The organism is Salmonella sp. A1325, from assembly GCF_056991255.1.
The window spans coordinates 270,744-295,375 of the sequence record NZ_JAMLWO010000005.1 but is presented as its reverse complement, the minus strand read 5'-3'; the positions used below and the strand labels follow the sequence as shown (position 1 = coordinate 295,375).

Here is a 24,632-nt window from a genome sequence, read left to right as displayed (position 1 = left end):
TTGCTGTGGATACCGATATGCGTGTTTTACTGGCGCCGATGGAAGGCGTGCTCGACGCGTTAGTGCGCGAGCTGCTGACCGAAGTGAATGATTACGATCTCTGCATCACCGAATTTGTGCGCGTGGTGGATCAGCTGCTGCCGGTAAAAGTGTTTCATCGCATCTGCCCGGAGTTGCATCACGCCAGCCGCACGCCGTCCGGCACGCCGGTGCGTATTCAGCTTCTGGGCCAGCACCCGCAGTGGCTGGCGGAAAACGCCGCGCGGGCGACGGCGTTGGGATCGTATGGCGTGGACCTGAACTGCGGCTGTCCGTCAAAAGTGGTGAACGGCAGCGGCGGCGGCGCGACATTGCTCAAAGATCCCGAACTCATATATCAGGGCGCGAAAGCGATGCGGGCCGCGGTACCGTCGCATCTGCCGGTGACGGTAAAAGTGCGTCTCGGCTGGGATAGCGGCGATAGAAAATTTGAAATCGCCGATGCGGTGCAGCAGGCCGGCGCCAGTGAACTGGTGGTGCATGGCCGTACCAAAGCGCAGGGCTACCGCGCCGAGCATATCGACTGGCAGGCGATCGGTGAAATACGCCAGCGTCTGACTATTCCGGTTATCGCGAATGGCGAAATCTGGGACTGGCAGAGCGCGCAGGCATGTATGGCGGCCAGCGGCTGCGATGCGGTGATGATTGGCCGTGGGGCGTTAAATATTCCTAACCTGAGCCGGGTGGTGAAGTATAACGATCCGCGTATGCCGTGGCTGGAAGTGGTTGCATTATTACAAAAATATACCCGACTGGAAAAGCAGGGCGATACCGGTTTATACCATGTCGCGCGTATTAAACAGTGGTTGGGATATTTACGTAAGGAATATATTGAGGCGACGGAACTCTTTCAGTCGATTCGGGCGTTAAACCGTTCGTCCGAGATTGCGCGGGCGATTCAGGCTATTAAAATCTAATCTCTACAGCGTCCAGAACGTGTGCCGGACAGATACTATCGCTGCCCGGCGCAGGAATCAGAAAATCATCTTAAACACGCCCGTTACCACCAACAGCCCAATCAGAAAAATAATTAAGATTGCCCATAGAAGAATTTTCATTGTTTGTCCCTTTATTGGTAAATACAAACAAAGTATAGGAAAGTATTAAGCCATCTGCTGCCTTGTTGGGCGTGGCGACGTTTAACTCATGAAGGCTGCTGGCGCGTATTGCAGCAAAATTGTTCATTTATTAACGAGTTAGTGGGGCTTTATACTGAAATATCACATCAAAAAATGTATTGCATGAAATTATTTGCTAATCATATAAATTTCAAAATATGTCTTTTGTTGTCTGATGATGTATTGCCACGCGTAACTAAAAAATAGATCGCCGTAAGACGTACTCTCTGCACACCTTTTTTTATCAGAACACCTCCATGAATCGTAATTCTTTCCTTGCCGCGACAGCGAGCTTACCGCTTTTTATTTTGCTGGCGGGCTGCGCCCCTATGCACGATACCCGCCAGTCGCTGACCCAGCAGACGCCCTCTTCTCATGTTGATTCCAGCCTGCCGGCGGCATTGAAAAACGGTTGGCCGGATAGCCAGTGGTGGAAGGCGTATCACGATGCGCAGCTTGACGCGCTGATTGATAATGCCATACAGCATTCGCCGGATATGCAGGTGGCTGAACAGCGTATTCAACTGGCGGAAGCGCAGGCGAAAGCGGTTGAGGCGCAGGACGGCCCGCAGCTCGACTTTTCTGCCGACATTGAGCGCCAGCGAATGTCCGCGGAAGGGCTGATGGGGCCATTCGCGATTACCGACCCCGCGGCGGGAACGACCGGGCCGTGGTATACCAACGGTACATTCGGCCTGACGGCGGGCTGGGATCTGGATTTATGGGGGAAAAACCGCGCTGAAGTTACCGCGCGGATCGGGGCGGTCAAAGCGCGCGAAGCGGAGCAGGAGCAGACCCGACAATTGCTGGCAAGCGGCGTGGCGCGACTCTACTGGGAGTGGCAGACGCAGGCGGCGCTGAAAAATGTGCTGATGCAAATCGAGCATGAGCAGCAAAACGTGGTGACGGTAAACCGGGAGCTGTATCAACACGGCATTACTTCTTCTGTTGAAGGGGTCGAGACCGATATCGACGCCAGCAAAACCCAGCAGCAGCTGAATGACGTTAACGGTAAAATGAAGGTGATTGAAGCGCGGCTCAGCGCGTTAACCAATACGCAATCGGCGGCGCTCAAGCTGCGTCAGGTGAGTCTCCCCGCCGTTGAAAGCCAGTTACCGTCGCAACTGGGCTATTCGTTGCTGGCGCGCCGGGCGGATCTACAGGCCGCGCACTGGTACATTGAATCCTCGATGAGCAGCATTGACGCCGCGAAGGCTGCGTTTTATCCCGATATCAATCTGATGGCTTTTTTACAGCAGGATGCGTTACATCTGAGCGATCTGTTCCGCCATTCCGCACAGCAATATGGCATTACCGGCGGGCTGACGCTGCCGATTTTCGACAGCGGCAGGCTGAATGCCAACCTCGATATCGCCAAAGCGCAAAGCAACCTTTCTATCGCCAACTACAACAAAGCGGTGGTAGATGCGGTTAATGATGTGGCGCGCGCCGCCAGTCAGGTAGAGACGCTGGCGCAGAAAAACCAGCATCAGCAGCAGATTGAGCATGATGCGCAGCGTGTGGTCGGTCTGGCGCAAGCGCGCTTTAATGCCGGCATTATTGCGGGTTCCCGCGTGAGCGAGGCCAAAATCCCGGCACTGCGCGAGCAGTGTAACGGCTTGCTGTTGCAGGGCCAGTGGCTGGATGCCTCCATTCAGCTTACCAGCGCGCTGGGCGGCGGTTATCATTCCTGATTTTTCCGGATGATTCAGACAGGGTTCCTATACTTAGGCTGTGTATGATTCATCCGGAGAGGAATATGACCAAAGTCGCAATTGTAACGGCATCAGATTCGGGAATTGGCAAAGCGTGTGCGTTGTTATTAGCACAAAACGGTTTTGATATTGGTATCACCTGGCATTCTGATGAACGCGGCGCGCAGGAGACGGCGAAAAAAGCGGCGCAGTTTGGTGTGCGGGCAGAGACCATTCATCTTGACCTGAGCCAGTTACCCGAGGGCGCGCAGGCCATTGAACATCTTATTCAGCGCCTGGGGCGCGTTGACGTGCTGGTCAATAATGCCGGGGCGATGACCAAATCCGCGTTTATTGATATGCCGTTTACGCAGTGGCGGCAAATTTTTACCGTGGACGTCGATGGCGCGTTTCTCTGCGGGCAGATCGCCGCCCGGCATATGATTAAACAAGGAGAGGGAGGGCGCATTATCAACATCACCTCCGTCCATGAGCATACGCCGCTTCCGCAAGCCAGCGCCTATACCGCGGCGAAACATGCGCTGGGCGGATTGACTAAATCCATGGCGCTGGAACTGATTGAACATCATATTTTGGTCAACGCCGTCGCGCCAGGCGCTATCGCCACGCCGATGAATGATATGGATGACAGCGACATTGAGCCGGGATCGGAACCCTCGATCCCTATTGCCCGACCGGGTTCTACGCATGAAATAGCCAGCCTCGTCGCCTGGCTGTGTTCGGAAGGCGCAAGCTATACCACCGGTCAGTCGCTGATTGTCGACGGCGGGTTTATGCTGGCGAATCCGCAATTCAACGCAAAATAAACGCCGGGTTGCCGGATGGCGGCGTTATGCCATCCGGATACCATCGGGTTTAACGGGCCTCCGCTTTTCCGCGTCTTTTCAGCCACCAGCGCACGCCCACCACCAGGACGATGGCCAGAATCAGCCAGACCCCATGCCTGAGATGCTGATCGAGGTCGTGCAGCCATGGCGCGATCACCTCGCCGCCAAGATATCCCAGCGTGGTAAACAGCAGCGCCCAGATCAGCGCGCCTACAATATTCAGCGGCAGAAAAATTTTAGGCGGCAGGCGGCTGGCGCCAATCAGCAGCGGGCCAACCACCCGGAAGCCGTACATAAAACGCGTGCCGATCACAAACAGATACGGATGGCGTTGGATCATTTTCTGCGCGCGACGAATCTTCGTATGATAACGCGGGAAACGACGCAGGATCTTCCCGCCATAGCATCGTCCTAACAGGTAAAGTAGCTGATCGCCCATCATCCCTCCCAGCGCGACGGCCGCCGCCACCAGCGGAAACTTGAGCAATCCCTGATGCGCCGCGACGCCCCCCAACAGGGTAACGGTTTCACCTTCGGCCATACTGCCGATAACCAGCGCCGCATAGCCATAATGCGTAATAAGCGTGTTGATATCCATGCGTAAACCACCTCCGGCATTAAGCATACACCCTGGCAAGAGGCGTGCGCGGCAAAGCCGACGTTTTACCGGAGACTATTTTGCCATTGCTCATAAAATAACCAGAAACTGAATTATACTTGAACATACTGGCATCTGAGGCAGCAGAAGGGGGCAGTATGAACCATGTATGGGGGCTTTTTTCCCATCCCGATCGGGAAATGCAGGTGATCAAAAGCGAAAACGAAACCGTTTCGCATCACTATACGCACCATGTTTTGCTGATGGCGGCGATTCCCGTCGTCTGCGCCTTTATCGGCACGACGCAAATCGGCTGGAATTTTGGCGACGGCAACGTGTTACAACTCTCGCTGTTTACCGCTTTTGCGCTGGCGGTCTTGTTCTACGGCGTGATGCTGGCGGGCGTCGCGGTGATGGGACGCGTCATCTGGTGGATGGCGCGAAACTATCCGCAACGGCCATCGCTTGCGCGCTGTATGGTTTTTGCCGGCTATGTCGCGACGCCGCTGTTTTTAAGTGGTCTGGTGGCGCTCTATCCCCTGGTATGGCTATGCGCTTTGGTCGGCGCTGTCGCGCTCTTTTACACCGGCTATTTGCTGTATTTGGGTATTCCGACTTTCCTTAACATTAATAGAGAGGAAGGATTAAGCTTCTCCAGTTCGACGCTCGCTATCGGCGTACTGGTTCTGGAGGTGCTACTGGCGATCACCGTGATCCTGTGGGGATACGGCTACCGCCTGTTCTGATGCGAAAAAGGGCTGGCGCAAAAGCCAGCAATGCAGCATTTGCTGACGATTCTTCTGTAGCGGCAACGCTGGCGTGCCGCTATGATGCCACTGCTAGCTTGAGTATAATCTTAGCTCAGGCGGTGTGCGTTACGGCGCGCGTGAATCATTATCAGAAATCTCATCATGCTGAAATTCCGAGCTTCATTCCTGAGCCTTGCTCTGATGTTGGCCGTACCTTTTGCCCCGCAGGCTGTGGCGAAAACGGCAGCGACAACCGCGGCGTCTCAACCTGAGATTGCCTCCGGTAGCGCAATGATTGTTGATCTCAACACCAATAAAGTGATCTATTCGAACCACCCGGATCTGGTGCGTCCGATTGCCTCGATAACCAAATTAATGACGGCGATGGTCGTGCTCGACGCGCGATTGCCGCTGGATGAAATACTGAAGGTCGATATCAGCCAGACGCCGGAAATGAAAGGGGTTTACTCCCGCGTGCGCCTGAACAGCGAAATTAGTCGCAAAAATATGTTGCTGCTGGCGTTGATGTCATCCGAAAACCGTGCGGCGGCAAGCCTGGCGCACTATTATCCTGGCGGTTATAACGCGTTTATTAAAGCGATGAATGCGAAGGCGAAAGCGCTGGGCATGACGCATACCCGCTTCGTTGAGCCGACGGGGCTGTCGATTCATAACGTCTCGACCGCGCGGGATTTAACAAAACTGCTGATTGCCACGAAGCAATACCCGCTGATTGGCCAGCTAAGCACCACGCGCGAAGACATGGCGACATTCTCGCATCCGGCGTATACGCTGCCGTTTCGCAATACCAACCATTTGGTCTACCGTGATAACTGGAATATCCAGTTAACGAAAACCGGTTTTACCAATGCGGCGGGGCATTGCCTGGTGATGCGTACCGTGATCAATAACAAACCGGTCGCGCTGGTGGTCATGGATGCGTTCGGCAAATATACCCACTTTGCGGACGCCAGTCGCCTGCGTACATGGATTGAAACCGGTAAAGTCATGCCCGTTCCGGCTGCCGCGCTGAGCTATAAAAAGCAAAAAGCCGCGCAAATGGCGGCAGCCAGCGCCGGAGCGCAAACCGCACAGAACGATTAAGTCGCCGCAGGCCCGGCAGGCATCGCGCCGCCGGGCATTCACGGTAAACCGCACGGTGTTAATGCGTTTCGTCGGGCGTATTTTCCTGCCAGAATTTCCGCTTACTCGTTTTGCCGATACCGGGGTTCATACTGTTGGTTGGGTCATTTTGCCGATAAAAACGCGTCAGCGTTTCCGGCGCTTTATACAGATGTCCCACGTTGTGCTCCGCCGGGTATTGTGCCCCGCGCGCCTGCAACAGCTCCAGCATTTGCGCTTTCAGCGCATGGACGTCGACGCCTTTCTTCACGATATAGTCCTGATGAAAAACGTGGCACATAAAGTGACCGTAATAGAGTTTATGTACCAGTTGGCTGTCGATTTCCGGCGGCAGATGCTCGAACCAGTCGGTATCGTTGCGGCGCAGAGCGATATCCAGCGCCAGAATATCTTCCACTTCATCAGCGTGTACGGCCTGATAACGAATCGCCGCGCCAGCAGCGGCGAAGCGGTGCAGGAAGGCTTTGCTGCCTTCTTCCGGCGTACAGGTGAAGAAACCGCCCTCAGCGGATTTAAAAAATTCATTCAGCCAGCGTTGCGCTTCTGCGACGCCGTCTCCCGCCATTTTTAACAGCAGATGATGCTCATATTTATCGCGCCAGTTTTTCATTCGCGGCGGCAGATGGCTGGGAAACAGGTGGCCGAATTTCTGCATCGCGCGGTCGGTGAAATGCGGACGGAAAAATTTTACTTTTTCCAGCATCGCATCGGTTCGGCCTTTTAGCGTGAAAAAGAATGGCATCTTGTCGGTGCCGAGTTTATCGATCATCAGAAAGGTATCTTTACCGTACTGCTCCGCAATATCGTAGATATCGCGATGCATATATTCTCCCGCCACTGGCAGATTGTCGAAGTTCGCCAGAATATGCCGACGGATTTCAGTCAGTACCGCGGGCTGATTGGTGCCGATATAAAAAACCTGCTGATTTTTTTCCGCTGCAAAGGTATCAAGGCGAACGGCAAAAACCGCCAGTTTTCCGGCGCAGCCGGAAGATTCAAACAAACGGTCCGGGTCGGCGTTATAGCGGGCGGGCGTATCGGCGTTGATATCTCGTACCCGCGTCACATAGTCGTGATCGTGCGCATGACGACCATCGTGGCGCACATCCTCATCTTTAATCCGTTCATCATCCAGCTTGCTCAGGATCTGCTCCGGGGTATGCCCAAGATCGATACCCAGATGATTGACCAGTTGCAGTTTGCCTTGCTCGTCAATACGGGCAAAGAGCGACATCTCGGTATAGGCCGGGCCGCGCTGCACCAGCGAGCCGCCGGAGTTATTACAGATGCCGCCGATGACCGACGCGCCGATACACGACGAACCAATCACCGAGTGCGGTTCACGGCCCAGCGGTTTAAGCGCTTTTTCCAGCGCATAGAGCGTCGTACCGGGCCAGGCCAGAACCTGTTGGCCGTTATCCAGTAAGTGCAGCTTATCCAGCCGCTGGGTGCTGATAATCACAATATCGCGATCGTAGTCGTTGCCGTTCGGCGTGGAGCCTTCCGTCAGACCGGTGTTGGCGGCCTGCATCAGAATAATTTTGTCAGCGTTAACGCAGGCGTTGAGCACACGCCACAGTTCCAGTAACGAACCCGGGAAAACAACGGCCAGCGCGTCGCCCTGACCGGAACGGAAACCCTTGCGATAGCGGGCGGTTTTGGCGGGGTCTGTCAGCAGGTGAGAATGGCCTACCAGGCGGGCCAGCTCATTCAGGAACGTTTTATTATCAGTCATTGTTATGGAAGACATTCTCCACTCCTTGTGGTGGGACAAAATATCAGCGTTAAGCATAGCGCTTTGTATGACAATACGCTTTCTCATTCAAATTGTATCTGTGTTGGTAGTATTCATTTGCCGCCTTGATACCATTTGCTGGCGGCTGCGTATTCGACTGTGCGGAAAATTAGGAGAATAACCTTCGCTTTCTTCTCCTCTCGCGTTTAGGCTTATGGCAAACTGCGGTTTTTATTCTGTTTTTACCGCCTCGTCGGGATAAAGATAAAGAGAGACTCAACATGAAATGGTTATGTTCAGTAGGTGTTGCTGTGAGTCTGGCGATGCAGCCAGCATTGGCGGAAAACCTGTTTGGCAATCACCCGCTGACGCCCGAAGCGCGCGACGCGTTCGTCACGGATTTACTCAAGAAAATGACTGTCGATGAAAAAATTGGTCAGTTACGTCTGATTAGCGTCGGCCCTGATAACCCGAAAGAAGCGATCCGCGAGATGATCAAAGACGGGCAGGTAGGGGCGATTTTCAATACCGTCACCCGCCAGGATATCCGTCAAATGCAGGATCAGGTGATGGCGTTGAGCCGCCTGAAAATTCCTCTCTTTTTTGCCTATGACGTGGTACACGGCCAGCGAACCGTCTTCCCAATAAGCCTCGGTCTGGCTTCTTCTTTTAATCTGGATGCGGTAAGAACCGTAGGACGCGTATCGGCGTATGAAGCGGCGGACGACGGTCTGAATATGACCTGGGCGCCGATGGTGGATGTCTCCCGCGATCCGCGTTGGGGACGCGCCTCCGAAGGCTTTGGCGAAGATACATATTTAACCTCCATCATGGGCGAAACCATGGTGAAAGCGATGCAGGGCAAAAGTCCGGCGGACCGCTATTCGGTGATGACCAGCGTGAAACATTTTGCCGCCTATGGCGCCGTTGAAGGCGGTAAAGAATACAACACCGTGGATATGAGTTCCCAGCGTCTGTTTAATGACTATATGCCGCCGTACAAAGCGGGGCTGGATGCGGGGAGCGGCGCGGTGATGGTGGCGCTGAACTCGCTGAACGGCACGCCTGCGACGTCAGATTCCTGGCTATTGAAAGATGTCCTGCGCGATGAGTGGGGCTTTAAGGGAATTACCGTTTCCGACCACGGCGCTATTAAAGAACTGATTAAACACGGCACCGCGGCCGACCCGGAAGATGCGGTGCGCGTGGCGCTAAAGGCAGGGGTGGATATGAGCATGGCGGATGAGTATTACAGCAAATATCTGCCGGGTCTGATTAAGTCGGGCAAAGTGACGATGGCGGAACTGGACGACGCGACGCGCCATGTGCTCAACGTAAAATATGACATGGGATTGTTTAACGACCCCTATAGCCATCTGGGGCCGAAAGAGAGCGACCCGGTGGACACCAATGCCGAAAGCCGCCTGCATCGTAAAGAGGCGCGGGAAGTGGCGCGGGAAAGTGTGGTACTGCTGAAAAACCGGCTGGAAACGCTGCCGCTGAAAAAATCGGGCACCATTGCCGTTGTTGGGCCGCTGGCCGACAGTCAACGTGATGTAATGGGAAGCTGGTCTGCTGCTGGGGTCGCGAATCAGTCGGTGACGGTGCTGGCGGGTATTCAAAATGCCGTCGGCGATGGGGCGAAGATCCTCTATGCCAAAGGGGCGAATATCACTAACGATAAAGGCATCGTCGATTTCTTAAACCTGTATGAAGAGGCGGTGAAAATCGATCCGCGCTCACCGCAGGCGATGATTGATGAGGCGGTGCAGGCGGCGAAACAGGCCGATGTAGTGGTCGCAGTGGTAGGCGAGTCGCAGGGGATGGCGCATGAAGCCTCCAGCCGTACCAATATCACCATTCCGCAGAGTCAGCGCGACTTAATCACCGCTCTGAAAGCCACCGGTAAGCCGCTGGTACTGGTATTAATGAACGGCAGACCGCTGGCGCTGGTAAAAGAAGATCAACAGGCCGATGCGATTCTGGAGACCTGGTTTGCCGGGACGGAAGGCGGCAACGCCATTGCCGATGTGCTGTTTGGCGATTACAACCCGTCAGGCAAACTGCCGATCTCCTTCCCGCGTTCGGTGGGACAAATTCCGGTCTATTACAGCCATCTCAATACGGGACGCCCGTATAATCCTGAAAAGCCAAACAAATACACCTCACGCTATTTTGACGAAGCGAATGGCCCGCTCTATCCGTTTGGTTACGGTCTGAGCTACACCACATTTACGATGTCTGACGTCACGCTCTCCTCACCGACAATGCAACGCGACGGCAAAGTCACGGCCAGCGTAGAGGTCACGAACACCGGTAAACGCGAAGGGGCAACGGTCATCCAGATGTACTTACAGGATGTCACGGCGTCAATGAGCCGCCCGGTGAAGCAATTAAAAGGCTTTGAAAAAATCACCCTCAAGCCCGGCGAACGTAAAACCGTGAGTTTCCCGATTGATATCGAGGCGTTGAAGTTCTGGAATCAGCAGATGAAATATGACGCGGAACCCGGCAAGTTCAACGTCTTTATCGGCGTGGATTCCGCTCGCGTTAAACAAGGATCGTTCGAGCTACTGTAAGCCTGCCGTCATCAGGGCGCGATAGCTGCGCCCTGTCTGGCAATGACTTTTACTGTCCCCCCTTTTATTGCCTGCCACGTCACTTACACTGGCGGAAAATCCCAGGTTAAACGCAGACTTTTCAACTATGCTTTTTTCTCAAGTCTCTGAAAAAGGCCGTAAAAGGATGAGGAAAGCATCATGACGATCTCAAAGCTATGGGTAAGTTCGCTGGCGTTGCTGGCGACGGTGAGTTTACCTCTACAGGCGGCATCGCCCGTGACGGTCGGGTCAAAGATTGATACCGAAGGCGCGCTGCTCGGCAACATGATTTTGCAGGTACTGGAAAGCCACGGCGTTAAAACGGTCAATAAAATTCAGCTCGGAACGACGCCAGTCGTTCGTGGCGCGATTACCGCCGGAGAGCTGGATATCTATCCGGAATACACCGGTAACGGGGCGTTCTTTTTTAAAGATGAAAACGATCCGGCATGGAAAAATGCAAAGCAAGGCTTTGAGAAAGTCAAAAAACTGGATGCGGAGCAGAATAAGCTGGTCTGGTTGACGCCTGCGCCGGCCAACAACACCTGGACCATCGCGGTACGCCAGGACATCGCGGAAAAAAATAAACTCTCCTCGCTTGCCGATCTCAGCCGTTATCTGAAAGAGGGCGGCACTTTTAAACTGGCGGCGTCTGCGGAATTTATCGAACGGGCGGATGCGCTGCCGGCATTTGAAAAAGCCTATGATTTTACCTTGAATCAGAACCAGCTCTTGTCGCTGGCGGGCGGCGATACGGCGGTCACGATCAAAGCCGCCGCGCAACAAACATCCGGCGTTAACGCCGCGATGGCGTATGGCACCGACGGCCCGGTCGCCGCGCTGGGTCTGCAAACCCTGAGCGACCCGAAAGGCGTCCAGCCTATCTATGCCCCCGCGCCGGTAGTGCGTGAATCGGTGTTACAAGCCTATCCGCAGATAGCCGACTGGCTGCAGCCCGTTTTCGCCAGCCTTGATGAGAAAACGCTGCAACAGTTGAACGCCAGAATCGCCGTAGAAGGGCTGGATGCGAAAAAAGTCGCCGCAGATTACCTCCGACAAAAAGGGTGGGTGAAGTAATCTGTGAGTGACGCTGCCAAAAAAATTACGGTTAATCGTGTGCTGTTGCTGTTGGTTGTTCTGACCCTGCTTGCTGTCGCGCTACCTTTCATTAATTACGCCCCGAATCGTCTGGTGAGCGGCGAGGGGCGCCAGTTATGGGAGATCTGGCCGGCGACCATCTGGATGCTGACTGGAGCGGGATGCGCGCTGTTTACGCTGTGCTTTGTACCCGGTAAACGCGGTAGCGTACTGACGCTGATGATGGCGCAGACGCTTTTTATTGTCATGCTGTGGGGAGTCGGCAGGGCGGCGACCCAGTTGGCGCAGGAGGGCAGCCCGCTGGCGCGTACCAGTCTGGGAAGTGGATTGTGGCTGGGCCTCGGTCTGATGCTGCTGGCCTGTAGCGATGCGATCCGCCGTATTACCGTTGGGCCGCTGTGGCGCTGGTTGCTGCACGCGCAAATTGTCATTGTCCCGCTGGTGCTGCTGTTTTCAGGCTCGTTCGACAACCTCTCGCTTCTGAAAGAGTATACCAATCGCCAGGATGTTTTCGATGCCGCGCTGGTGCAACATTTGATGTTACTGGCGGGCACGGTGCTGCCGGCGCTGGCGATCGGACTACCGTTGGGCGTCTGGTGTTATTTTTCCGCCTCACGCCAGGGGCCGGTGTTTACCGTGCTGAATGTGATCCAGACTATCCCTTCCGTCGCGCTGTTTGGCCTGCTGATTGCGCCGTTGGCCGGAATGGTGAAACAGTTTCCGTGGCTTGCCGCATTCGGCGTCGCGGGAACCGGCATGACGCCTGCGCTGATAGCGCTGGTGCTCTATGCGTTATTGCCGCTGGTGCGCGGTGTGGTCGCCGGGCTCAATCAGGTGCCGTGCGATGTGCTGGAGAGCGCAAGAGCAATGGGAATGAGTAGCGGCCAGCGCTTCAGGCATGTGCAACTGCCGCTGGCGCTGCCAGTTTTTTTACGTAGCCTGCGGGTAGTAATGGTCCAGACAGTGGGAATGGCCGTCGTCGCCGCGCTGATTGGCGCGGGAGGTTTCGGCGCGCTGGTGTTTCAGGGGCTATTGAGCAGCGCCATTGATTTAGTTCTGTTGGGCGTCATTCCGGTGATTGCGCTGGCGGTAGTGATCGACGCGCTGTTTGATTTATGGATCGCGTTTTTGAAGGGAGCAACCGATGATTGAATTTAACCATGTCAGTAAAACCTTCGGCGATCAACAGGCTGTTAGCGACCTCAATTTGCACTTTAGCGAAGGCAGCTTTTCGGTGTTAATTGGCACCTCCGGTTCGGGAAAATCGACCACTCTGAAGATGATTAACCGGCTGGTAGAGCATGATAGCGGAACGATCCGTTTTGCCGGGGAAGAGATCCGCAGCCTGCCGGTGCTTGAACTGCGCCGTCGCATGGGCTATGCCATTCAGTCTATCGGTCTTTTTCCCCACTGGACGGTGGCGCAAAATATCGCCACCGTACCGCAACTACAAAAGTGGTCGCGTGCGCGGATTAACGATCGTATTGATGAACTGATGGCATTATTGGGTCTGGAAAGCGCGCTGCGCGATCGTTATCCGCATCAGCTTTCCGGCGGGCAACAGCAGCGGGTCGGCGTTGCGCGGGCGCTGGCTGCCGATCCGCAGGTATTGCTGATGGACGAGCCTTTCGGCGCGCTTGATCCGGTAACGCGCGGCGCATTGCAGCAGGAGATGACCCGCATTCATCAGCTACTGGGACGCACCATCGTACTGGTGACGCACGACATCGACGAGGCGCTACGCCTCGCCGACCATCTGGTGCTGATGGACGGGGGCCACGTTATCCAACAGGGATCGCCGCTTTCTATGCTGACCTCGCCGGAAAATGATTTCGTGCAGGCGTTTTTTGGCCGCAGCGAGCTGGGCGTAAGGCTGCTTTCGTTACGTAGCGTAGGCGATTATGTACGCCGGCATGAACAGCTCAGCGGCGACGCGCTGGTGGAAGAGATGACGTTACGCGATGCGCTATCGATGTTTGTCGCCCGCCGGTGCGACGTCCTGCCGGTGGCGAATCAGCAGGGCGAGCCCTGCGGTACGCTCCATTTCCGCGATCTGCTTTCGGAGACGTCCCCCCGTGAAACAACTGTGTGATCCGCTTCTCTGGCTTATTGTTCTGTTCTTGCTTCTGCTGTTTGGATTGCCTTATAGCCAGCCGTTCTTCGCCGCGCTGTTTCCCGATTTACCGCGCCCGGTCTACCAACAGGAGAGTTTTGCCGCCCTCGCGCTCGCCCATTTCTGGTTGGTGGGCATCTCAAGTTTGTTTGCCGTCGTGGTGGGCGTCGGCGCAGGGATTGCGGTCACGCGAGAAAGTGGGAAAGAGTTTCGTCCCCTAGTGGAGACTATCGCCGCCGTCGGGCAGACCTTTCCGCCGATCGCGGTACTGGCGATCGCGGTACCCGTTATGGGTTTTGGTCAGCAACCGGCCATTATCGCCTTGATCCTGTATGGGGTGTTGCCCATCCTGCAGGCGACCCTGGCAGGGCTGGGCGCGGTGCCTGCCAGCGTGATGAGCGTTGCCAGCGGTATGGGAATGAGCCGTCGCCAACAGTTGTATCAGGTTGAGCTGCCGCTGGCCGCGCCGGTGATTCTGGCGGGCATCCGAACCTCGGTGATTATCAATATTGGTACGGCGACCATCGCTTCAACGGTGGGGGCCAGTACGTTAGGCACGCCGATCATTATCGGGCTTAGCGGCTTTAATACGGCCTATGTTATCCAGGGGGCGCTGCTGGTGGCGCTGGCGGCGATCATTATCGATCGCCTGTTTGAAAGGCTGACGCGCGCGCTTACCCGGCACGCAAAATAAAACTGTAACCTGCCAGCATCACGCCGCCGATACCGCCAATAGCCATCAGCAGGAAAAGGGCGATCACCCCGATTTTCGCTACGCGCATTATGTACTCCTTATGTTAATAAAGGGAGTATACATTAAAGCGAATTTGTTAGCTGCTGTTTAAACGCCAAGGGGATGAATGTCGCGTCCCTGGGCGCGCCATGCCAGGAGTTGCTGCTGCTGCGCCAGCGTCTGGTTTTCTCCGCACCATACCAGTAACGTCTTGCCGTCAAACAGTTCCGGGCGGAACTGGCTAAGCGAGTGCGCCAGCACGTCGATTCGCCATCCCTGTTGGCTGGCGACCCAACCTTCCAGCCACAGGCGGGTGGTATCATGGATATTCCAGCCGATCACCAACGCATCTTTTCCCTGTTTCTTACGCGCAGACGCCAGGCAGAGCGCAATATAGTTGATCAGGATACCGTCAAGAATGCCGAGCAGCGCCTGAAGGGCAGGTTGTTGGCACTGTAATCGTCGCCGCAGCGGGACGAACAGGTTAGTGGTCAATGTTTGGGCTGGATAATCCTGACCGCGTTCTTTGACCCATAACCGTAAACTGTGCAGATTACTGCTTTGCAGGTAGTGCAGCAGGATCTCCTGCTGTTCGCGCCAGCCGTTAGGTTGTTCGCTACTGTCGCTACTGAGCAGCACTTTGACTTTGCTGACCTGGACGCCGTTATCTATCCAGCGCTTGATTTCGCGGATTCTGTCGATATCGGCATCGTTAAACAGACGATGACCGCCATCCGTTCGCTGTGGTTTTAAAAGTCCATAACGTCTCTGCCATGCGCGCAACGTGACAGGATTGATATCACAAAGCAAAGCCACTTCACCAATTGTGTAAAGCGCCATCGTTTCACCCTTGCTCGCGAAGTCCCGGTTTAACTTTAGACGCTCTTTTAGGAACCAGGAAGTTTTGCCTGTTTTTTATGCATTAAAACGCGAAGTAGCGGGTTGCGGCGCGGCGTTTAAGTGATCGTATTCACGAATTCATATTTTTATGCAACAGTTCAAAGAAAGTTAATCGTACTCAATGTATGTTACGCGCTTTTAATTGAAGTGTGGTTTGCGGGTATGTACGAGTTTAATCTGGTGTTGCTGCTGCTTCAGCAGATGTGCGTGTTTCTGGTCATTGCGTGGCTAATGAGTAAAACGCGCCTGTTCATCCCGCTTATGCAGGTCACGGTTCGTCTGCCGCACAAGCTTCTGTGTTACGTCACGTTTTCTATCTTCTGCATTATGGGCACTTATTTTGGGCTGCATATCGAAGATTCGATTGCCAATACCCGTGCGATTGGCGCGGTGATGGGCGGCCTACTCGGCGGGCCGATCGTCGGCGGGCTGGTCGGTCTGACCGGTGGGTTACATCGGTATTCTATGGGCGGCATGACGGCGCTGAGCTGTATGATTTCCACCATCGTCGAAGGGCTGCTGGGCGGGTTGGTACACAGCGTTCTCATACGTCGCGGACGCCCGGACAAAGTGTTTAGCCCGCTGACGGCGGGAGCAATTACGTGTGTTGCCGAACTGGTGCAGATGCTGATTATTTTACTGATAGCCAGGCCGTTTGACGATGCCCTGCATCTGGTCAGTAATATTGCCGCGCCGATGATGGTGACGAATACCGTTGGCGCCGCGCTGTTCATGCGTATTTTGCTCGATAAGCGCGCCATGTTCGAAAAATATACTTCGGCATTTTCTGCTACCGCGCTGAAGGTCGCCGCGTCAACGGAGGGGATTCTGCGTCAGGGATTTAACGAAGTGAACAGTATGAAGGTGGCGCAGGTGTTATATCAGGAGCTGGATATCGGCGCCGTCGCCATCACCGATCGTGAAAAACTGCTGGCTTTTACCGGTATTGGCGACGATCACCATCTACCGGGCAAACCCATTTCATCAGGTTATACGCTGAAAGCAATTGAAACCGGAGAGGTGGTTTATGCCGATGGTAACGAAGTGCCGTATCGCTGTTCGCTACACCCGCAGTGTAAACTCGGTTCGACGCTGGTGATTCCGCTGCGTGGCGAAAATCAGCGAGTCATGGGCACCATTAAATTGTACGAAGCGAAAAACCGGCTGTTCAGCTCAATTAACCGCACCCTGGGAGAGGGTATTGCACAGCTTTTATCCGCGCAGATCCTGGCCGGGCAGTATGAACGGCAGAAGGCGTTGCTGACGCAGTCAGAGATCAAGCTGTTGCACGCGCAGGTGAATCCGCATTTTCTGTTTAATGCACTCAATACCATTAAAGCGGTGATTCGCCGCGACAGCGAACAGGCCAGCCAACTGGTGCAGTACTTGTCGACCTTTTTTCGCAAAAATTTAAAACGCCCGTCGGAAATCGTCACGCTGGCGGATGAAATTGAACACGTGAACGCTTATCTGCAAATTGAAAAAGCGCGTTTTCAGTCGCGTCTGCAGGTACAGCTTGATGTTCCATCGACGCTTTCACGTCAGAAATTGCCTGCGTTTACATTACAGCCGATTGTTGAGAACGCCATTAAACATGGCACGTCGCAACTGCTTGATACCGGCAACGTCGCTATTCGCGCCCGGCGCGAAGGGCAGCATTTGATGTTAGATATTGAAGATAATGCGGGACTGTATCAGCCTTCCGCCGGCAGTAGCGGGCTGGGGATGAGTCTGGTGGATAAACGTCTGCGCGAACACTTTGGCGATGATTATGGTATTAGCGTAGCCTGCGAGCCGGACTGCTTTACCCGAATTACATTACGACTTCCACTGGAGGAGGACGCATGATTAAAGTGCTGATTGTGGATGATGAGCCGTTAGCGCGGGAAAATCTGCGGATTTTGCTCCAGGGGCAGGATGACATTGAGATTGTGGGAGAGTGCGCGAACGCGGTAGAAGCGATTGGCGCGGTACATAAGCTGCGACCTGATGTGCTGTTTCTGGATATTCAGATGCCGCGTATCAGTGGACTGGAGATGGTAGGAATGCTTGACCCGGAACACCGCCCGTATATCGTTTTTTTAACCGCGTTTGACGAATACGCCATCAAAGCCTTTGAAGAACACGCTTTTGATTATCTGCTCAAGCCGATAGAGGAGAAACGGCTGGAAAAAACGTTACATCGTCTGCGTCAGGAGCGCAGTAAACAGGATGTTTCGTTGCTGCCTGAAAACCAGCAGGCGCTTAAATTCATTCCCTGTACCGGACACAGCCGGATCTATTTGTTGCAAATGGATGATGTCGCCTTTGTCAGTAGCCGTATGAGCGGCGTTTATGTGACCAGCAGTGAAGGGAAAGAGGGGTTTACCGAGCTGACGCTGCGCACGCTGGAAAGCCGGACGCCGCTACTGCGTTGTCATCGTCAGTTTCTGGTGAATATGGCCCATTTGCAGGAAATTCGGCTGGAGGATAATGGGCAGGCAGAGCTGATTTTACGCAACGGCCTGACGGTGCCGGTAAGCCGTCGCTATCTGAAAAGTTTAAAAGAGGCGATTGGCCTGTAAAAGACTGTTAGAATATCGTTTTGCCATAGAAACGACCGAAGGCCTCATGCTGAGTAACGATATTCTGCGTAGCGTGCGCTACATTTTAAAAGCTAATAATACCGATCTGGCGCGTATCCTGGCGCTGGGTAACGTTGATGCTACGCCGGAGCAGATTGCAATCTGGTTGCGCAAAGAAGAGGAAGAGGGGTTTCAGCGTTGCCCAGATATCGTGTTGTCCTCATTTCTCAATGGCCTCATTTATGAAAAACGCGGCAAAGATGAGGCGGCGCCTGCATTGACGGCGGAACGTCGTATCAACAACAATATTGTGCTGAAAAAGCTGCGTATCGCCTTTTCGCTAAAAACAGATGATATCCTGGCGATACTTACCGATCAGTTGTTTCGTGTCTCGATGCCAGAGATCACCGCGATGATGCGCGCGCCGGATCATAAGAACTTCCGCGAATGCGGCGATCAGTTTATGCGTTATTTTCTGCGCGGTCTGGCGGCCCGTGAACACGCGGCGAAGTAATTCTGCGGTATTGTTCCCGGCAGCGTCCTGTCTGACCGGGAAAACGCATTATTATACTAATTGATTCTATGATACCCGCTCTCTTCCAACAGTTTCTGCGAGCGAATCATTGACAGATAGTGCGCGGAACAGTTGTCAATTGATGATCCTGGCAATTTACAGAGGTCGCTCATTTTTGCCTGGGTAAAGTCAATATTCACATATTCCGTAGCATAGCTATCATAATAGTCGATTCGCTCAGTCAAACCCGATATACCCTGATAAGCTTCGCTGACTTGACTTAGCATTTTTTGTGCTTCTTCTTTATTATTGGCTTTCAGGGTTTTATAAAGTATTTTATTTTCAGATGTTTGACGTAAAACGATATCACCTTTGTAGTAATAGGTTAACTTGATTTCAATACCGTTGAGATTACCTACATAGCGTTGTGTTTCCTCTGACTCTTTGTTAGCGGCTATCTTTTTGATAAACGCTGTCATGTTATTTTGGTTTCCCTGGAGAGTATCGTTTTTCTGATCGCAGCCAGTTATGCTAACCGATAGAGAGCGCGCGAATAGTGGCAGCGCCATAAGGCGTAGAATCCGCATAACAATTCCTTGTCGTTAAGTATTGGTGTGGCCAGGAATTCAGGGATTATAGGCTTTGGCGAGGGGACTTACAGCGAGGCTGTCTTTTTTCGGAATTCATAAAGAAAAGACGCTGCCGAAGCAGCGCCCTGAGCGACTTTATCAGTCGATGCAATACATTATGCCTGCCAGTTATTTCGCTTCTTTAAAACCAGCGGCTTCCAGCAGCGTCTGGGTTTGTTTCATGCTGATACCTTTGCTGGTATCGCCGGACACCATTGTCCCAGAGATTCCCTGTAACGCTTTAAAGTCCACTTTTTCCATATCCACAGAGACGTTTTCCTGGGCATAGGTATCTTCATAGGTTAATTTTTCTTCTACTCCGGCGATATTTTTATATTTCGCGCTCAGCGGATCGAGAATTTTGGCGGCATCTTCTTTCGTTTTAGCGCCTACAGTGGCATAGCTGATTTTACTTTCAGACGTCTGCTTAATGATTTTGTCACCTTTATAGGTGTAGGTAATTGAAATTTCTGTCCCCGCCAGGTTTGCGTTAAAGGTCTTTGATTCTTCTTTATCGCCACAGCCAGCAAGAGAGAACACCAGTACGGAAGCCAAAGCCGCGGACAATAACTTGCCAGAAATTTTCATCTAAAACTCCATTTTATATAATGATTGGGTTATTTAAAATAACTTCAATGAATTAATTTAACCCAGTAATAGCAATGTATCAGGGAGAGATAGAATATGACTTTTAGCCGTTATTTAGCAGTCCGGATATGGAGTCTTGGCCCTATTGCTTATTAAGGAAAAAGTTAAAACGCGCGGATGGGGCGATATGCCACTCAGGATTAAGCGGTTAAAAAAGCCGGAGCATGCTCCGGCTTGTTGCTTATTTCACCTGCTGGCCAGGCTTCGCGCCGTCATCAGGGCTTAACAGGAAGATATCTTTCCCGCCAGGGCCGGCGGCCATCACCATTCCCTCGGAGACGCCAAAGCGCATTTTGCGCGGCGCGAGGTTGGCGACCATTACCGTCTGGCGGCCAATCAGCGCCTGCGGGTCCGGGTAGGCGGAACGAATGCCGGAGAAGACGTTACGCTTCTCGCCGCCCAGATCCAGCGTCAGACGCAGCAATTTGTCAGATCCTTCCACAAACTCGGCGTTTTCAATCAGCGCCACGCGCAGATCGACTTTCGCAAAATCGTCAAAGGTGATGGTTTCCTGAATCGGGAAGTCGGCTAATGGGCCGGTAACCGGCGCGGCTGCGGCTTTCACCTCTTCTTTAGACGCTTCAACCAGCGCTTCAACTTGCTTCATGTCGATGCGATTGTAGAGCGCCTTAAAGGTGTTGACCTTGTGACCGAGCAACGGCTGTTTAATAGCATCCCAGTTCAGTTCGCTGTTCAGGAAGGCTTCAACGCGTTCAGAAAGCGTCGGCAGTACCGGTTTCAGATACGTCATCAGCACGCGGAACAGGTTGATGCCCATCGAGCAAATGGCCTGCAGGTCCGCGTCGCGGCCTTCCTGTTTAGCCACCACCCACGGCGCTTGCTCGTCAACATAACGGTTAGCGACGTCGGCCAGCGCCATAATCTCACGGATAGCTTTGCCGAATTCACGGCTTTCCCATGCTTCGCCAATCACCACAGCAGCGTCAGTAAAGGTTTTATACAATTGCGGATCGGCCAGTTCAGCCGCCAGCACGCCGTCGAAACGCTTATTGATAAAACCGGCGTTACGCGAGGCCAGGTTGACTACTTTATTGACGATATCGGCATTGACGCGCTGGACAAAGTCTTCCAGGTTCAGGTCGATGTCATCAATGCGTGAAGAAAGCTTCGCGGTGTAGTAGTAGCGCAGGCTGTCGGCGTCAAAGTGTTTCAGCCAGGTGCTGGCCTTAATAAAGGTGCCGCGAGACTTAGACATCTTCGCGCCGTTCACCGTCACGTAACCGTGAACGAACAGGTTGGTCGGCTTACGGAAGTGGCTGCCTTCCAGCATGGCCGGCCAGAACAGACTGTGGAAATAGACGATGTCTTTGCCGATAAAGTGGTACAGCTCGGCGTCGGAGTCTTTTTTCCAGTACTCATCAAAACTGGTCGTGTCACCGCGCTTATCGCACAGATTTTTGAAGGAGCCCATATAGCCAATCGGCGCGTCCAGCCAGACGTAGAAATATTTGCCCGGCGCGTTCGGGATTTCGAAACCAAAATACGGCGCGTCGCGGGAAATGTCCCACTGCTGCAGGCCGGATTCAAACCACTCCTGCATTTTATTCGCCACCTGCTCCTGCAGCGCGCCGCTGCGGGTCCACGCCTGCAGCATTTCGCTGAATGACGGCAGATCAAAGAAAAAGTGCTCGGAGTCACGCATTACCGGCGTCGCGCCGGACACCACGGATTTCGGCTCGATAAGTTCGGTCGGGCTGTAAGTTGCGCCGCAGACTTCACAGTTATCGCCGTACTGGTCCGCGGATTTACATTTCGGGCAGGTGCCTTTCACAAATCGGTCCGGCAGGAACATGCCTTTTTCCGGATCGTAGAGTTGAGAGATGGTGCGGTTCTTAATAAAACCGTTCTCTTTCAGGCGCGTATAAATCAGCTCGGACAGCTCGCGATTCTCGTCGCTGTGCGTTGAGTGGTAGTTGTCGTAGCTAATATTAAAACCGGCGAAATCGGTCTGGTGCTCCTGGCTCATTTCACCGATCATTTGCTCCGGCGTAATACCAAGCTGCTGCGCTTTCAGCATGATCGGCGTGCCATGAGCGTCATCGGCACAGATGAAGTTAACCTCATGGCCGCGCATTCGCTGGTAACGGACCCAGACATCAGCCTGGATGTGCTCCAGCATATGGCCGAGGTGGATAGAGCCGTTGGCGTACGGCAGCGCGCACGTTACCAGAATTTTCTTCGCGACTTGAGTCATAGTGGGTATTACTTCTTCTGTTGTAAAAAAGGGCTTTGATAGTACCAAAATGGTAATTACCGCGCCAATCGATAAGGGCATTTATCCGTAAATGAATAATTGTTACCGCTGGAGTAAACTACAAAGTTACAATCGTACTTTTCAGAACTACAAAAGGAGTCGGGATGAACGAACAATCCCAGGCCAAATCACCAGATACCCTGCGAGCGATGGTCGCCGGGACGCTGGCGAATTTTCAGCACCCAACCCTGAAGCATAACCTCACCACGCTTAAGGCGTTGCACCACGTCGCCTGGATGGATGATACGCTGCACGTTGAGCTGGTCATGCCGTTCGTCTGGAACAGCGCGTTTGAGGTCTTAAAAGAGCAATGCAGCGCCGATCTGTTACGTATTACAGGCGCAAAAGCGATCGACTGGAAACTGTCGTACAACATTGCGACGCTGAAACGCGTCAAAAATCAGCCTGGCATTAATGGCGTGAAAAACATCATTGCCGTGAGCTCCGGTAAAGGCGGGGTGGGTAAATCGTCCACGGCGGTAAACCTGGCGCTGGCGTTAGCGGCTGAAGGCGCAAAGGTCGGGGTTCTCGATGCCGATATTTACGGTCCGTCGATCCCAACCATGCTTGGCGCAGAAGATCAGCGCCCGACATCGCCAGACGGTACGCATATGGCGCCGATTATGTCTCACGGCCTGGCGACCAACTCGATCGGCTATCTGGTGACTGACGATAACGCGATGGTATGGCGCGGCCCAATGGCCAGTAAGGCGCTGATGCAGATGTTACAGGAGACTCTGTGGCCGGATCTGGATTATCTGGTACTGGATATGCCGCCGGGAACCGGGGATATTCAGCTAACGCTGGCGCAGAACATTCCTGTTACCGGCGCGGTGGTGGTAACTACGCCGCAGGATATCGCGCTAATCGACGCCAAAAAAGGTATCGTGATGTTCGAGAAGGTGGAAGTGCCGGTGCTCGGCATTGTGGAAAATATGAGTATGCATATTTGTAGCAACTGTGGCCATCACGAACCGATCTTCGGCACGGGCGGCGCGCAGAAGCTGGCGGAAAAATATCATACTCAGCTTCTGGGTCAGATGCCGCTGCATATTAGTCTGCGCGAAGATCTCGATCGCGGTACGCCGACGGTGGTTAGCCGTCCGGAGAGCGAATTTACCGCGATCTATCGCGAACTGGCCGATCGCGTTGCGGCACAGCTTTACTGGCAGGGTGAAGTGATTCCGGGTGAAATCGCCTTCCGCGCGGTGTAATTTCTGGCGTTAAATCTTATTCATCGCATCAATGATATATTGATGCGATGAATATATGGAATGGAAAAGCTGCGTAATATTGTTTATCCTGCCTGTATAATCCATGTCTTTTTCTGAATAATTTGCCTCAATGCATCATTTGAATTGATCAAACCTATCTCATTAATCTACCATTCCAATTGGTTTTAGCAGGGACGTTAATACATAATTCAACGGAAAAATGGCTTGTACGCTGTTTTCCACTTAAAACAGGAATAATGAGCGCAATGAAGAAAAGTTTATTCTTGGGATTTATAACTCTGGCTTATGGAATGAGTTTACAGGCTTTGGCTTCTGATACGGCAACCTTAACCATTACCGGGAGGGTTGTTGAACCAACATGCAGTACTGATGTTGTGAATAATACGGTGCAGCAGCGATGTGGTCAGACTCTTCATCATACAGATATTAACAATGTTACCCCCACTCCTGCACAAGGCATTGTTACTGAAATTGTCGCTGTTCCTGGGGATTCCACACGACAGATAGTGTTAAATCGCTACGACTAAGAAAATATATTGTTTATTAAGCCTCTATCATTTCAATGAATGATAGGGGCTTTTTTATTTGCGGTACAAATAATTATTGTCAATTAATTACGCTAATTTATTAAATTTTAAAATAGTACTCACCTTCACTTATTTGCTACAACTATATTGATATTTGTAACTTGTTTTAAATCAATAAAACAACACGTTTACATTGCAGTAACGTTTTTGGTGTGCGAATTTAAATCCAAGAGTTAACCCTCTTAACAAATAGAAATTATTTTATTAAGGAAGATACTATGAAACGTTCAATTATTTCTGCTGCTGTACTGTCTGCTGTATTTATGAGTGCTGGGGCGTTTGCTGTTGATACGGATTCTGGCATATTGAATATTAATGGTAAGGTAACCGGAACTTCATGTCAGTTTGTTGATGGCGCGACAGAGGCTACAATTACATTGTCTAGCATTCCGGATTCTTTATTCAATGAGGTTGATGTCGGGAATGATGTTACGTATGGAGAGGGGCGTGCCAGTTCACCATTGCAAATTAAATGTGCAAACGCTTCAAATGTTAAGGTTTTCATTTCTGCTAATGACGTTGACAATAACGATATTATTATACCTACTATTGGCTTGGATACTGGAGTAGGTTTTAAACTGTTCCATAACAATAAATCGATTGCTAAATCTGGAAGCGAAGGTATTCCTTTAAGTGACTTTCCAGCAGCAGACGATGGTGTATATAAACTCGATCTTGCAGCTCGTTACGCTAAAAGGACAATGGCTGTAACCCCTGGTGATGTAAATGCCACTGTGACTCTGAAAGTTGTTCAGGAATAAATTATAACCGGCAGTATTGTACTGCCGGTAGTTAATCTGAAGGGATAATGA

General features: G+C 52.7%; 24 protein-coding genes. 16 read left to right on the top strand and 8 right to left on the bottom strand.

Annotated elements, in window-relative coordinates:
* Positions 1-17: 17 nt before the first annotated feature.
* On the top strand, positions 18-956 hold the full coding sequence (dusC, locus tag NAZ64_RS12680) for a tRNA dihydrouridine(16) synthase DusC (protein ID WP_023220013.1): 939 nt from the start codon (positions 18-20) through the stop codon (positions 954-956).
* A 57-nt stretch (positions 957-1,013) separates the two neighbouring features.
* Here dusC and yohP read toward each other — a convergent pair whose 3' ends face one another.
* A complete protein-coding gene (gene yohP / locus NAZ64_RS12675) occupies positions 1,014-1,097 on the bottom strand; it encodes a small membrane protein YohP (RefSeq protein ID WP_000698460.1) in 84 nt (27 codons plus the stop codon).
* Positions 1,098-1,414: 317 nt separating this feature from the next.
* Here yohP and mdtQ point away from each other — a divergent pair, with 317 nt between their 5' ends.
* Positions 1,415-2,851 carry a multidrug resistance outer membrane protein MdtQ gene (gene mdtQ, locus NAZ64_RS12670; RefSeq protein ID WP_420060137.1) on the top strand — a complete coding sequence of 479 codons (1,437 nt, stop codon included), beginning with the start codon at positions 1,415-1,417 and terminating at the stop codon, positions 2,849-2,851.
* Between the two features lie 65 nt (positions 2,852-2,916).
* Positions 2,917-3,678, top strand: coding sequence for an SDR family oxidoreductase (locus NAZ64_RS12665; protein WP_220569774.1), 762 nt, complete (start codon positions 2,917-2,919; stop codon positions 3,676-3,678).
* A 49-nt stretch (positions 3,679-3,727) separates the two neighbouring features.
* Here NAZ64_RS12665 and NAZ64_RS12660 read toward each other — a convergent pair whose 3' ends face one another.
* Positions 3,728-4,297 carry a DedA family protein gene (locus tag NAZ64_RS12660; RefSeq protein WP_001523476.1) on the bottom strand — a complete coding sequence of 190 codons (570 nt, stop codon included), beginning with the start codon at positions 4,295-4,297 and terminating at the stop codon, positions 3,728-3,730.
* 158 nt (positions 4,298-4,455) lie between these two features.
* On the opposite strand from NAZ64_RS12660, the gene NAZ64_RS12655 reads away from it, so the two are divergent.
* Both NAZ64_RS12655 and pbpG read left to right on the top strand, forming a co-directional pair.
* Positions 4,456-5,043: a Yip1 family protein gene (locus NAZ64_RS12655; RefSeq protein ID WP_001017057.1), complete on the top strand. Its 588-nt coding sequence runs from the start codon at positions 4,456-4,458 to the stop codon at positions 5,041-5,043.
* A gap of 165 nt (positions 5,044-5,208) precedes the next feature.
* Positions 5,209-6,150 carry a D-alanyl-D-alanine endopeptidase gene (gene pbpG, locus NAZ64_RS12650; RefSeq protein ID WP_000911554.1) on the top strand — a complete coding sequence of 314 codons (942 nt, stop codon included), beginning with the start codon at positions 5,209-5,211 and terminating at the stop codon, positions 6,148-6,150.
* A 58-nt stretch (positions 6,151-6,208) separates the two neighbouring features.
* Here the strand turns inward: pbpG and dld are convergent, their stop codons facing one another.
* The gene (gene dld, locus NAZ64_RS12645; protein WP_000095234.1) at positions 6,209-7,939 is read right to left on the bottom strand and encodes a D-lactate dehydrogenase; all 1,731 of its coding nucleotides are present in this window, start codon (positions 7,937-7,939) and stop codon (positions 6,209-6,211) included.
* 266 nt (positions 7,940-8,205) lie between these two features.
* On the opposite strand from dld, the gene bglX reads away from it, so the two are divergent.
* From bglX to NAZ64_RS12620, 5 genes are all read left to right on the top strand, one after another.
* Positions 8,206-10,503: a beta-glucosidase BglX gene (gene bglX, locus NAZ64_RS12640; RefSeq protein WP_080177238.1), complete on the top strand. Its 2,298-nt coding sequence runs from the start codon at positions 8,206-8,208 to the stop codon at positions 10,501-10,503.
* Between the two features lie 180 nt (positions 10,504-10,683).
* Positions 10,684-11,601 carry a glycine betaine ABC transporter substrate-binding protein OsmF gene (gene osmF / locus NAZ64_RS12635; protein WP_000155876.1) on the top strand — a complete coding sequence of 306 codons (918 nt, stop codon included), beginning with the start codon at positions 10,684-10,686 and terminating at the stop codon, positions 11,599-11,601.
* 3 nt (positions 11,602-11,604) lie between these two features.
* Complete coding sequence (locus tag NAZ64_RS12630) at positions 11,605-12,774, top strand: ABC transporter permease (RefSeq protein ID WP_220569775.1); 1,170 nt, start codon at positions 11,605-11,607, stop codon at positions 12,772-12,774.
* Positions 12,767-13,714 carry an ABC transporter ATP-binding protein gene (locus NAZ64_RS12625; RefSeq protein WP_000569166.1) on the top strand — a complete coding sequence of 316 codons (948 nt, stop codon included), beginning with the start codon at positions 12,767-12,769 and terminating at the stop codon, positions 13,712-13,714. Before NAZ64_RS12630 ends, NAZ64_RS12625 begins: the two co-directional genes overlap by 8 nt.
* Positions 13,698-14,429 (top strand): ABC transporter permease, encoded by a 732-nt coding sequence (locus NAZ64_RS12620; protein ID WP_220569776.1) that lies wholly within the window; start codon positions 13,698-13,700, stop codon positions 14,427-14,429. Before NAZ64_RS12625 ends, NAZ64_RS12620 begins: the two co-directional genes overlap by 17 nt.
* Here NAZ64_RS12620 and NAZ64_RS12615 read toward each other — a convergent pair.
* Both NAZ64_RS12615 and mlrA read right to left on the bottom strand, forming a co-directional pair.
* Entirely contained in the window at positions 14,410-14,517 is a 108-nt protein-coding gene (locus NAZ64_RS12615; RefSeq protein WP_001261696.1) for a protein YohO, read from the bottom strand. The genes NAZ64_RS12620 and NAZ64_RS12615 overlap by 20 nt on opposite strands.
* A 59-nt stretch (positions 14,518-14,576) precedes the next feature.
* Positions 14,577-15,308, bottom strand: coding sequence for an HTH-type transcriptional regulator MlrA (gene mlrA / locus NAZ64_RS12610; protein WP_001240418.1), 732 nt, complete (start codon positions 15,306-15,308; stop codon positions 14,577-14,579).
* 222 nt (positions 15,309-15,530) lie between these two features.
* Here mlrA and NAZ64_RS12605 point away from each other — a divergent pair, with 222 nt between their 5' ends.
* Genes NAZ64_RS12605 through NAZ64_RS12595 form a run of 3 tightly spaced genes read left to right on the top strand, consistent with a single transcriptional unit; the run spans position 15,531 to position 18,446 of the window.
* Entirely contained in the window at positions 15,531-17,216 is a 1,686-nt protein-coding gene (locus tag NAZ64_RS12605) for a sensor histidine kinase (RefSeq protein WP_000272841.1), read from the top strand.
* Positions 17,213-17,932 (top strand): two-component system response regulator BtsR, encoded by a 720-nt coding sequence (gene btsR, locus NAZ64_RS12600; RefSeq protein ID WP_000598637.1) that lies wholly within the window; start codon positions 17,213-17,215, stop codon positions 17,930-17,932. Before NAZ64_RS12605 ends, btsR begins: the two co-directional genes overlap by 4 nt.
* A gap of 46 nt (positions 17,933-17,978) precedes the next feature.
* Positions 17,979-18,446 carry a YehS family protein gene (locus NAZ64_RS12595; RefSeq protein ID WP_000950412.1) on the top strand — a complete coding sequence of 156 codons (468 nt, stop codon included), beginning with the start codon at positions 17,979-17,981 and terminating at the stop codon, positions 18,444-18,446.
* Between the two features lie 56 nt (positions 18,447-18,502).
* On the opposite strand, the gene NAZ64_RS12590 is transcribed toward NAZ64_RS12595, so the two are convergent.
* The 3 genes from NAZ64_RS12590 to metG all read right to left on the bottom strand — a co-directional run bounded on the left by NAZ64_RS12590 (position 18,503) and on the right by metG (position 21,938).
* Positions 18,503-19,033, bottom strand: a complete 531-nt coding sequence (locus tag NAZ64_RS12590; RefSeq protein WP_483640946.1) for a YehR family lipoprotein — start codon at positions 19,031-19,033, stop codon at positions 18,503-18,505.
* A gap of 171 nt (positions 19,034-19,204) precedes the next feature.
* Entirely contained in the window at positions 19,205-19,663 is a 459-nt protein-coding gene (locus NAZ64_RS12585; protein WP_000703136.1) for a YehR family lipoprotein, read from the bottom strand.
* A gap of 241 nt (positions 19,664-19,904) precedes the next feature.
* Positions 19,905-21,938: a methionine--tRNA ligase gene (gene metG / locus NAZ64_RS12580; RefSeq protein WP_220569777.1), complete on the bottom strand. Its 2,034-nt coding sequence runs from the start codon at positions 21,936-21,938 to the stop codon at positions 19,905-19,907.
* A 164-nt stretch (positions 21,939-22,102) separates the two neighbouring features.
* Between metG and apbC the strand changes: the two genes are divergently transcribed.
* From apbC to yehD, 3 genes are all read left to right on the top strand, one after another.
* On the top strand, positions 22,103-23,212 hold the full coding sequence (apbC, locus tag NAZ64_RS12575) for an iron-sulfur cluster carrier protein ApbC (RefSeq protein ID WP_001005424.1): 1,110 nt from the start codon (positions 22,103-22,105) through the stop codon (positions 23,210-23,212).
* Positions 23,213-23,478: 266 nt separating this feature from the next.
* Complete coding sequence (locus NAZ64_RS12570) at positions 23,479-23,760, top strand: DUF2574 family protein (protein WP_001543027.1); 282 nt, start codon at positions 23,479-23,481, stop codon at positions 23,758-23,760.
* 278 nt (positions 23,761-24,038) lie between these two features.
* Complete coding sequence (yehD, locus tag NAZ64_RS12565; RefSeq protein ID WP_000830496.1) at positions 24,039-24,581, top strand: fimbrial protein YehD; 543 nt, start codon at positions 24,039-24,041, stop codon at positions 24,579-24,581.
* The last annotated feature ends 51 nt before the right edge of the window (positions 24,582-24,632 follow it).

What these genes read in the sequence shown, in the direction of transcription:
- NAZ64_RS12585 (WP_000703136.1), bottom strand. Translation starts at nt 19,663, where the DNA reads ATGAAAATTTCTGGCAAGTTATTGTCCGCGGCTTTGGCTTCCGTACTG.
- dld (WP_000095234.1), bottom strand. Translation starts at nt 7,939, where the DNA reads ATGTCTTCCATAACAATGACTGATAATAAAACGTTCCTGAATGAGCTG.
- NAZ64_RS12660 (WP_001523476.1), bottom strand. Translation starts at nt 4,297, where the DNA reads ATGGATATCAACACGCTTATTACGCATTATGGCTATGCGGCGCTGGTT.
- btsR (WP_000598637.1), top strand. Translation starts at nt 17,213, where the DNA reads ATGATTAAAGTGCTGATTGTGGATGATGAGCCGTTAGCGCGGGAAAAT.
- NAZ64_RS12590 (WP_483640946.1), bottom strand. Translation starts at nt 19,033, where the DNA reads ATGCGGATTCTACGCCTTATGGCGCTGCCACTATTCGCGCGCTCTCTA.
- NAZ64_RS12655 (WP_001017057.1), top strand. Translation starts at nt 4,456, where the DNA reads ATGAACCATGTATGGGGGCTTTTTTCCCATCCCGATCGGGAAATGCAG.
- NAZ64_RS12625 (WP_000569166.1), top strand. Translation starts at nt 12,767, where the DNA reads ATGATTGAATTTAACCATGTCAGTAAAACCTTCGGCGATCAACAGGCT.
- NAZ64_RS12605 (WP_000272841.1), top strand. Translation starts at nt 15,531, where the DNA reads ATGTACGAGTTTAATCTGGTGTTGCTGCTGCTTCAGCAGATGTGCGTG.
- osmF (WP_000155876.1), top strand. Translation starts at nt 10,684, where the DNA reads ATGACGATCTCAAAGCTATGGGTAAGTTCGCTGGCGTTGCTGGCGACG.
- NAZ64_RS12570 (WP_001543027.1), top strand. Translation starts at nt 23,479, where the DNA reads ATGAAGAAAAGTTTATTCTTGGGATTTATAACTCTGGCTTATGGAATG.
- mdtQ (WP_420060137.1), top strand. Translation starts at nt 1,415, where the DNA reads ATGAATCGTAATTCTTTCCTTGCCGCGACAGCGAGCTTACCGCTTTTT.
- apbC (WP_001005424.1), top strand. Translation starts at nt 22,103, where the DNA reads ATGAACGAACAATCCCAGGCCAAATCACCAGATACCCTGCGAGCGATG.
- mlrA (WP_001240418.1), bottom strand. Translation starts at nt 15,308, where the DNA reads ATGGCGCTTTACACAATTGGTGAAGTGGCTTTGCTTTGTGATATCAAT.
- dusC (WP_023220013.1), top strand. Translation starts at nt 18, where the DNA reads ATGCGTGTTTTACTGGCGCCGATGGAAGGCGTGCTCGACGCGTTAGTG.
- yohP (WP_000698460.1), bottom strand. Translation starts at nt 1,097, where the DNA reads ATGAAAATTCTTCTATGGGCAATCTTAATTATTTTTCTGATTGGGCTG.
- NAZ64_RS12615 (WP_001261696.1), bottom strand. Translation starts at nt 14,517, where the DNA reads ATGCGCGTAGCGAAAATCGGGGTGATCGCCCTTTTCCTGCTGATGGCT.
- yehD (WP_000830496.1), top strand. Translation starts at nt 24,039, where the DNA reads ATGAAACGTTCAATTATTTCTGCTGCTGTACTGTCTGCTGTATTTATG.
- metG (WP_220569777.1), bottom strand. Translation starts at nt 21,938, where the DNA reads ATGACTCAAGTCGCGAAGAAAATTCTGGTAACGTGCGCGCTGCCGTAC.
- NAZ64_RS12665 (WP_220569774.1), top strand. Translation starts at nt 2,917, where the DNA reads ATGACCAAAGTCGCAATTGTAACGGCATCAGATTCGGGAATTGGCAAA.
- NAZ64_RS12595 (WP_000950412.1), top strand. Translation starts at nt 17,979, where the DNA reads ATGCTGAGTAACGATATTCTGCGTAGCGTGCGCTACATTTTAAAAGCT.
- pbpG (WP_000911554.1), top strand. Translation starts at nt 5,209, where the DNA reads ATGCTGAAATTCCGAGCTTCATTCCTGAGCCTTGCTCTGATGTTGGCC.
- bglX (WP_080177238.1), top strand. Translation starts at nt 8,206, where the DNA reads ATGAAATGGTTATGTTCAGTAGGTGTTGCTGTGAGTCTGGCGATGCAG.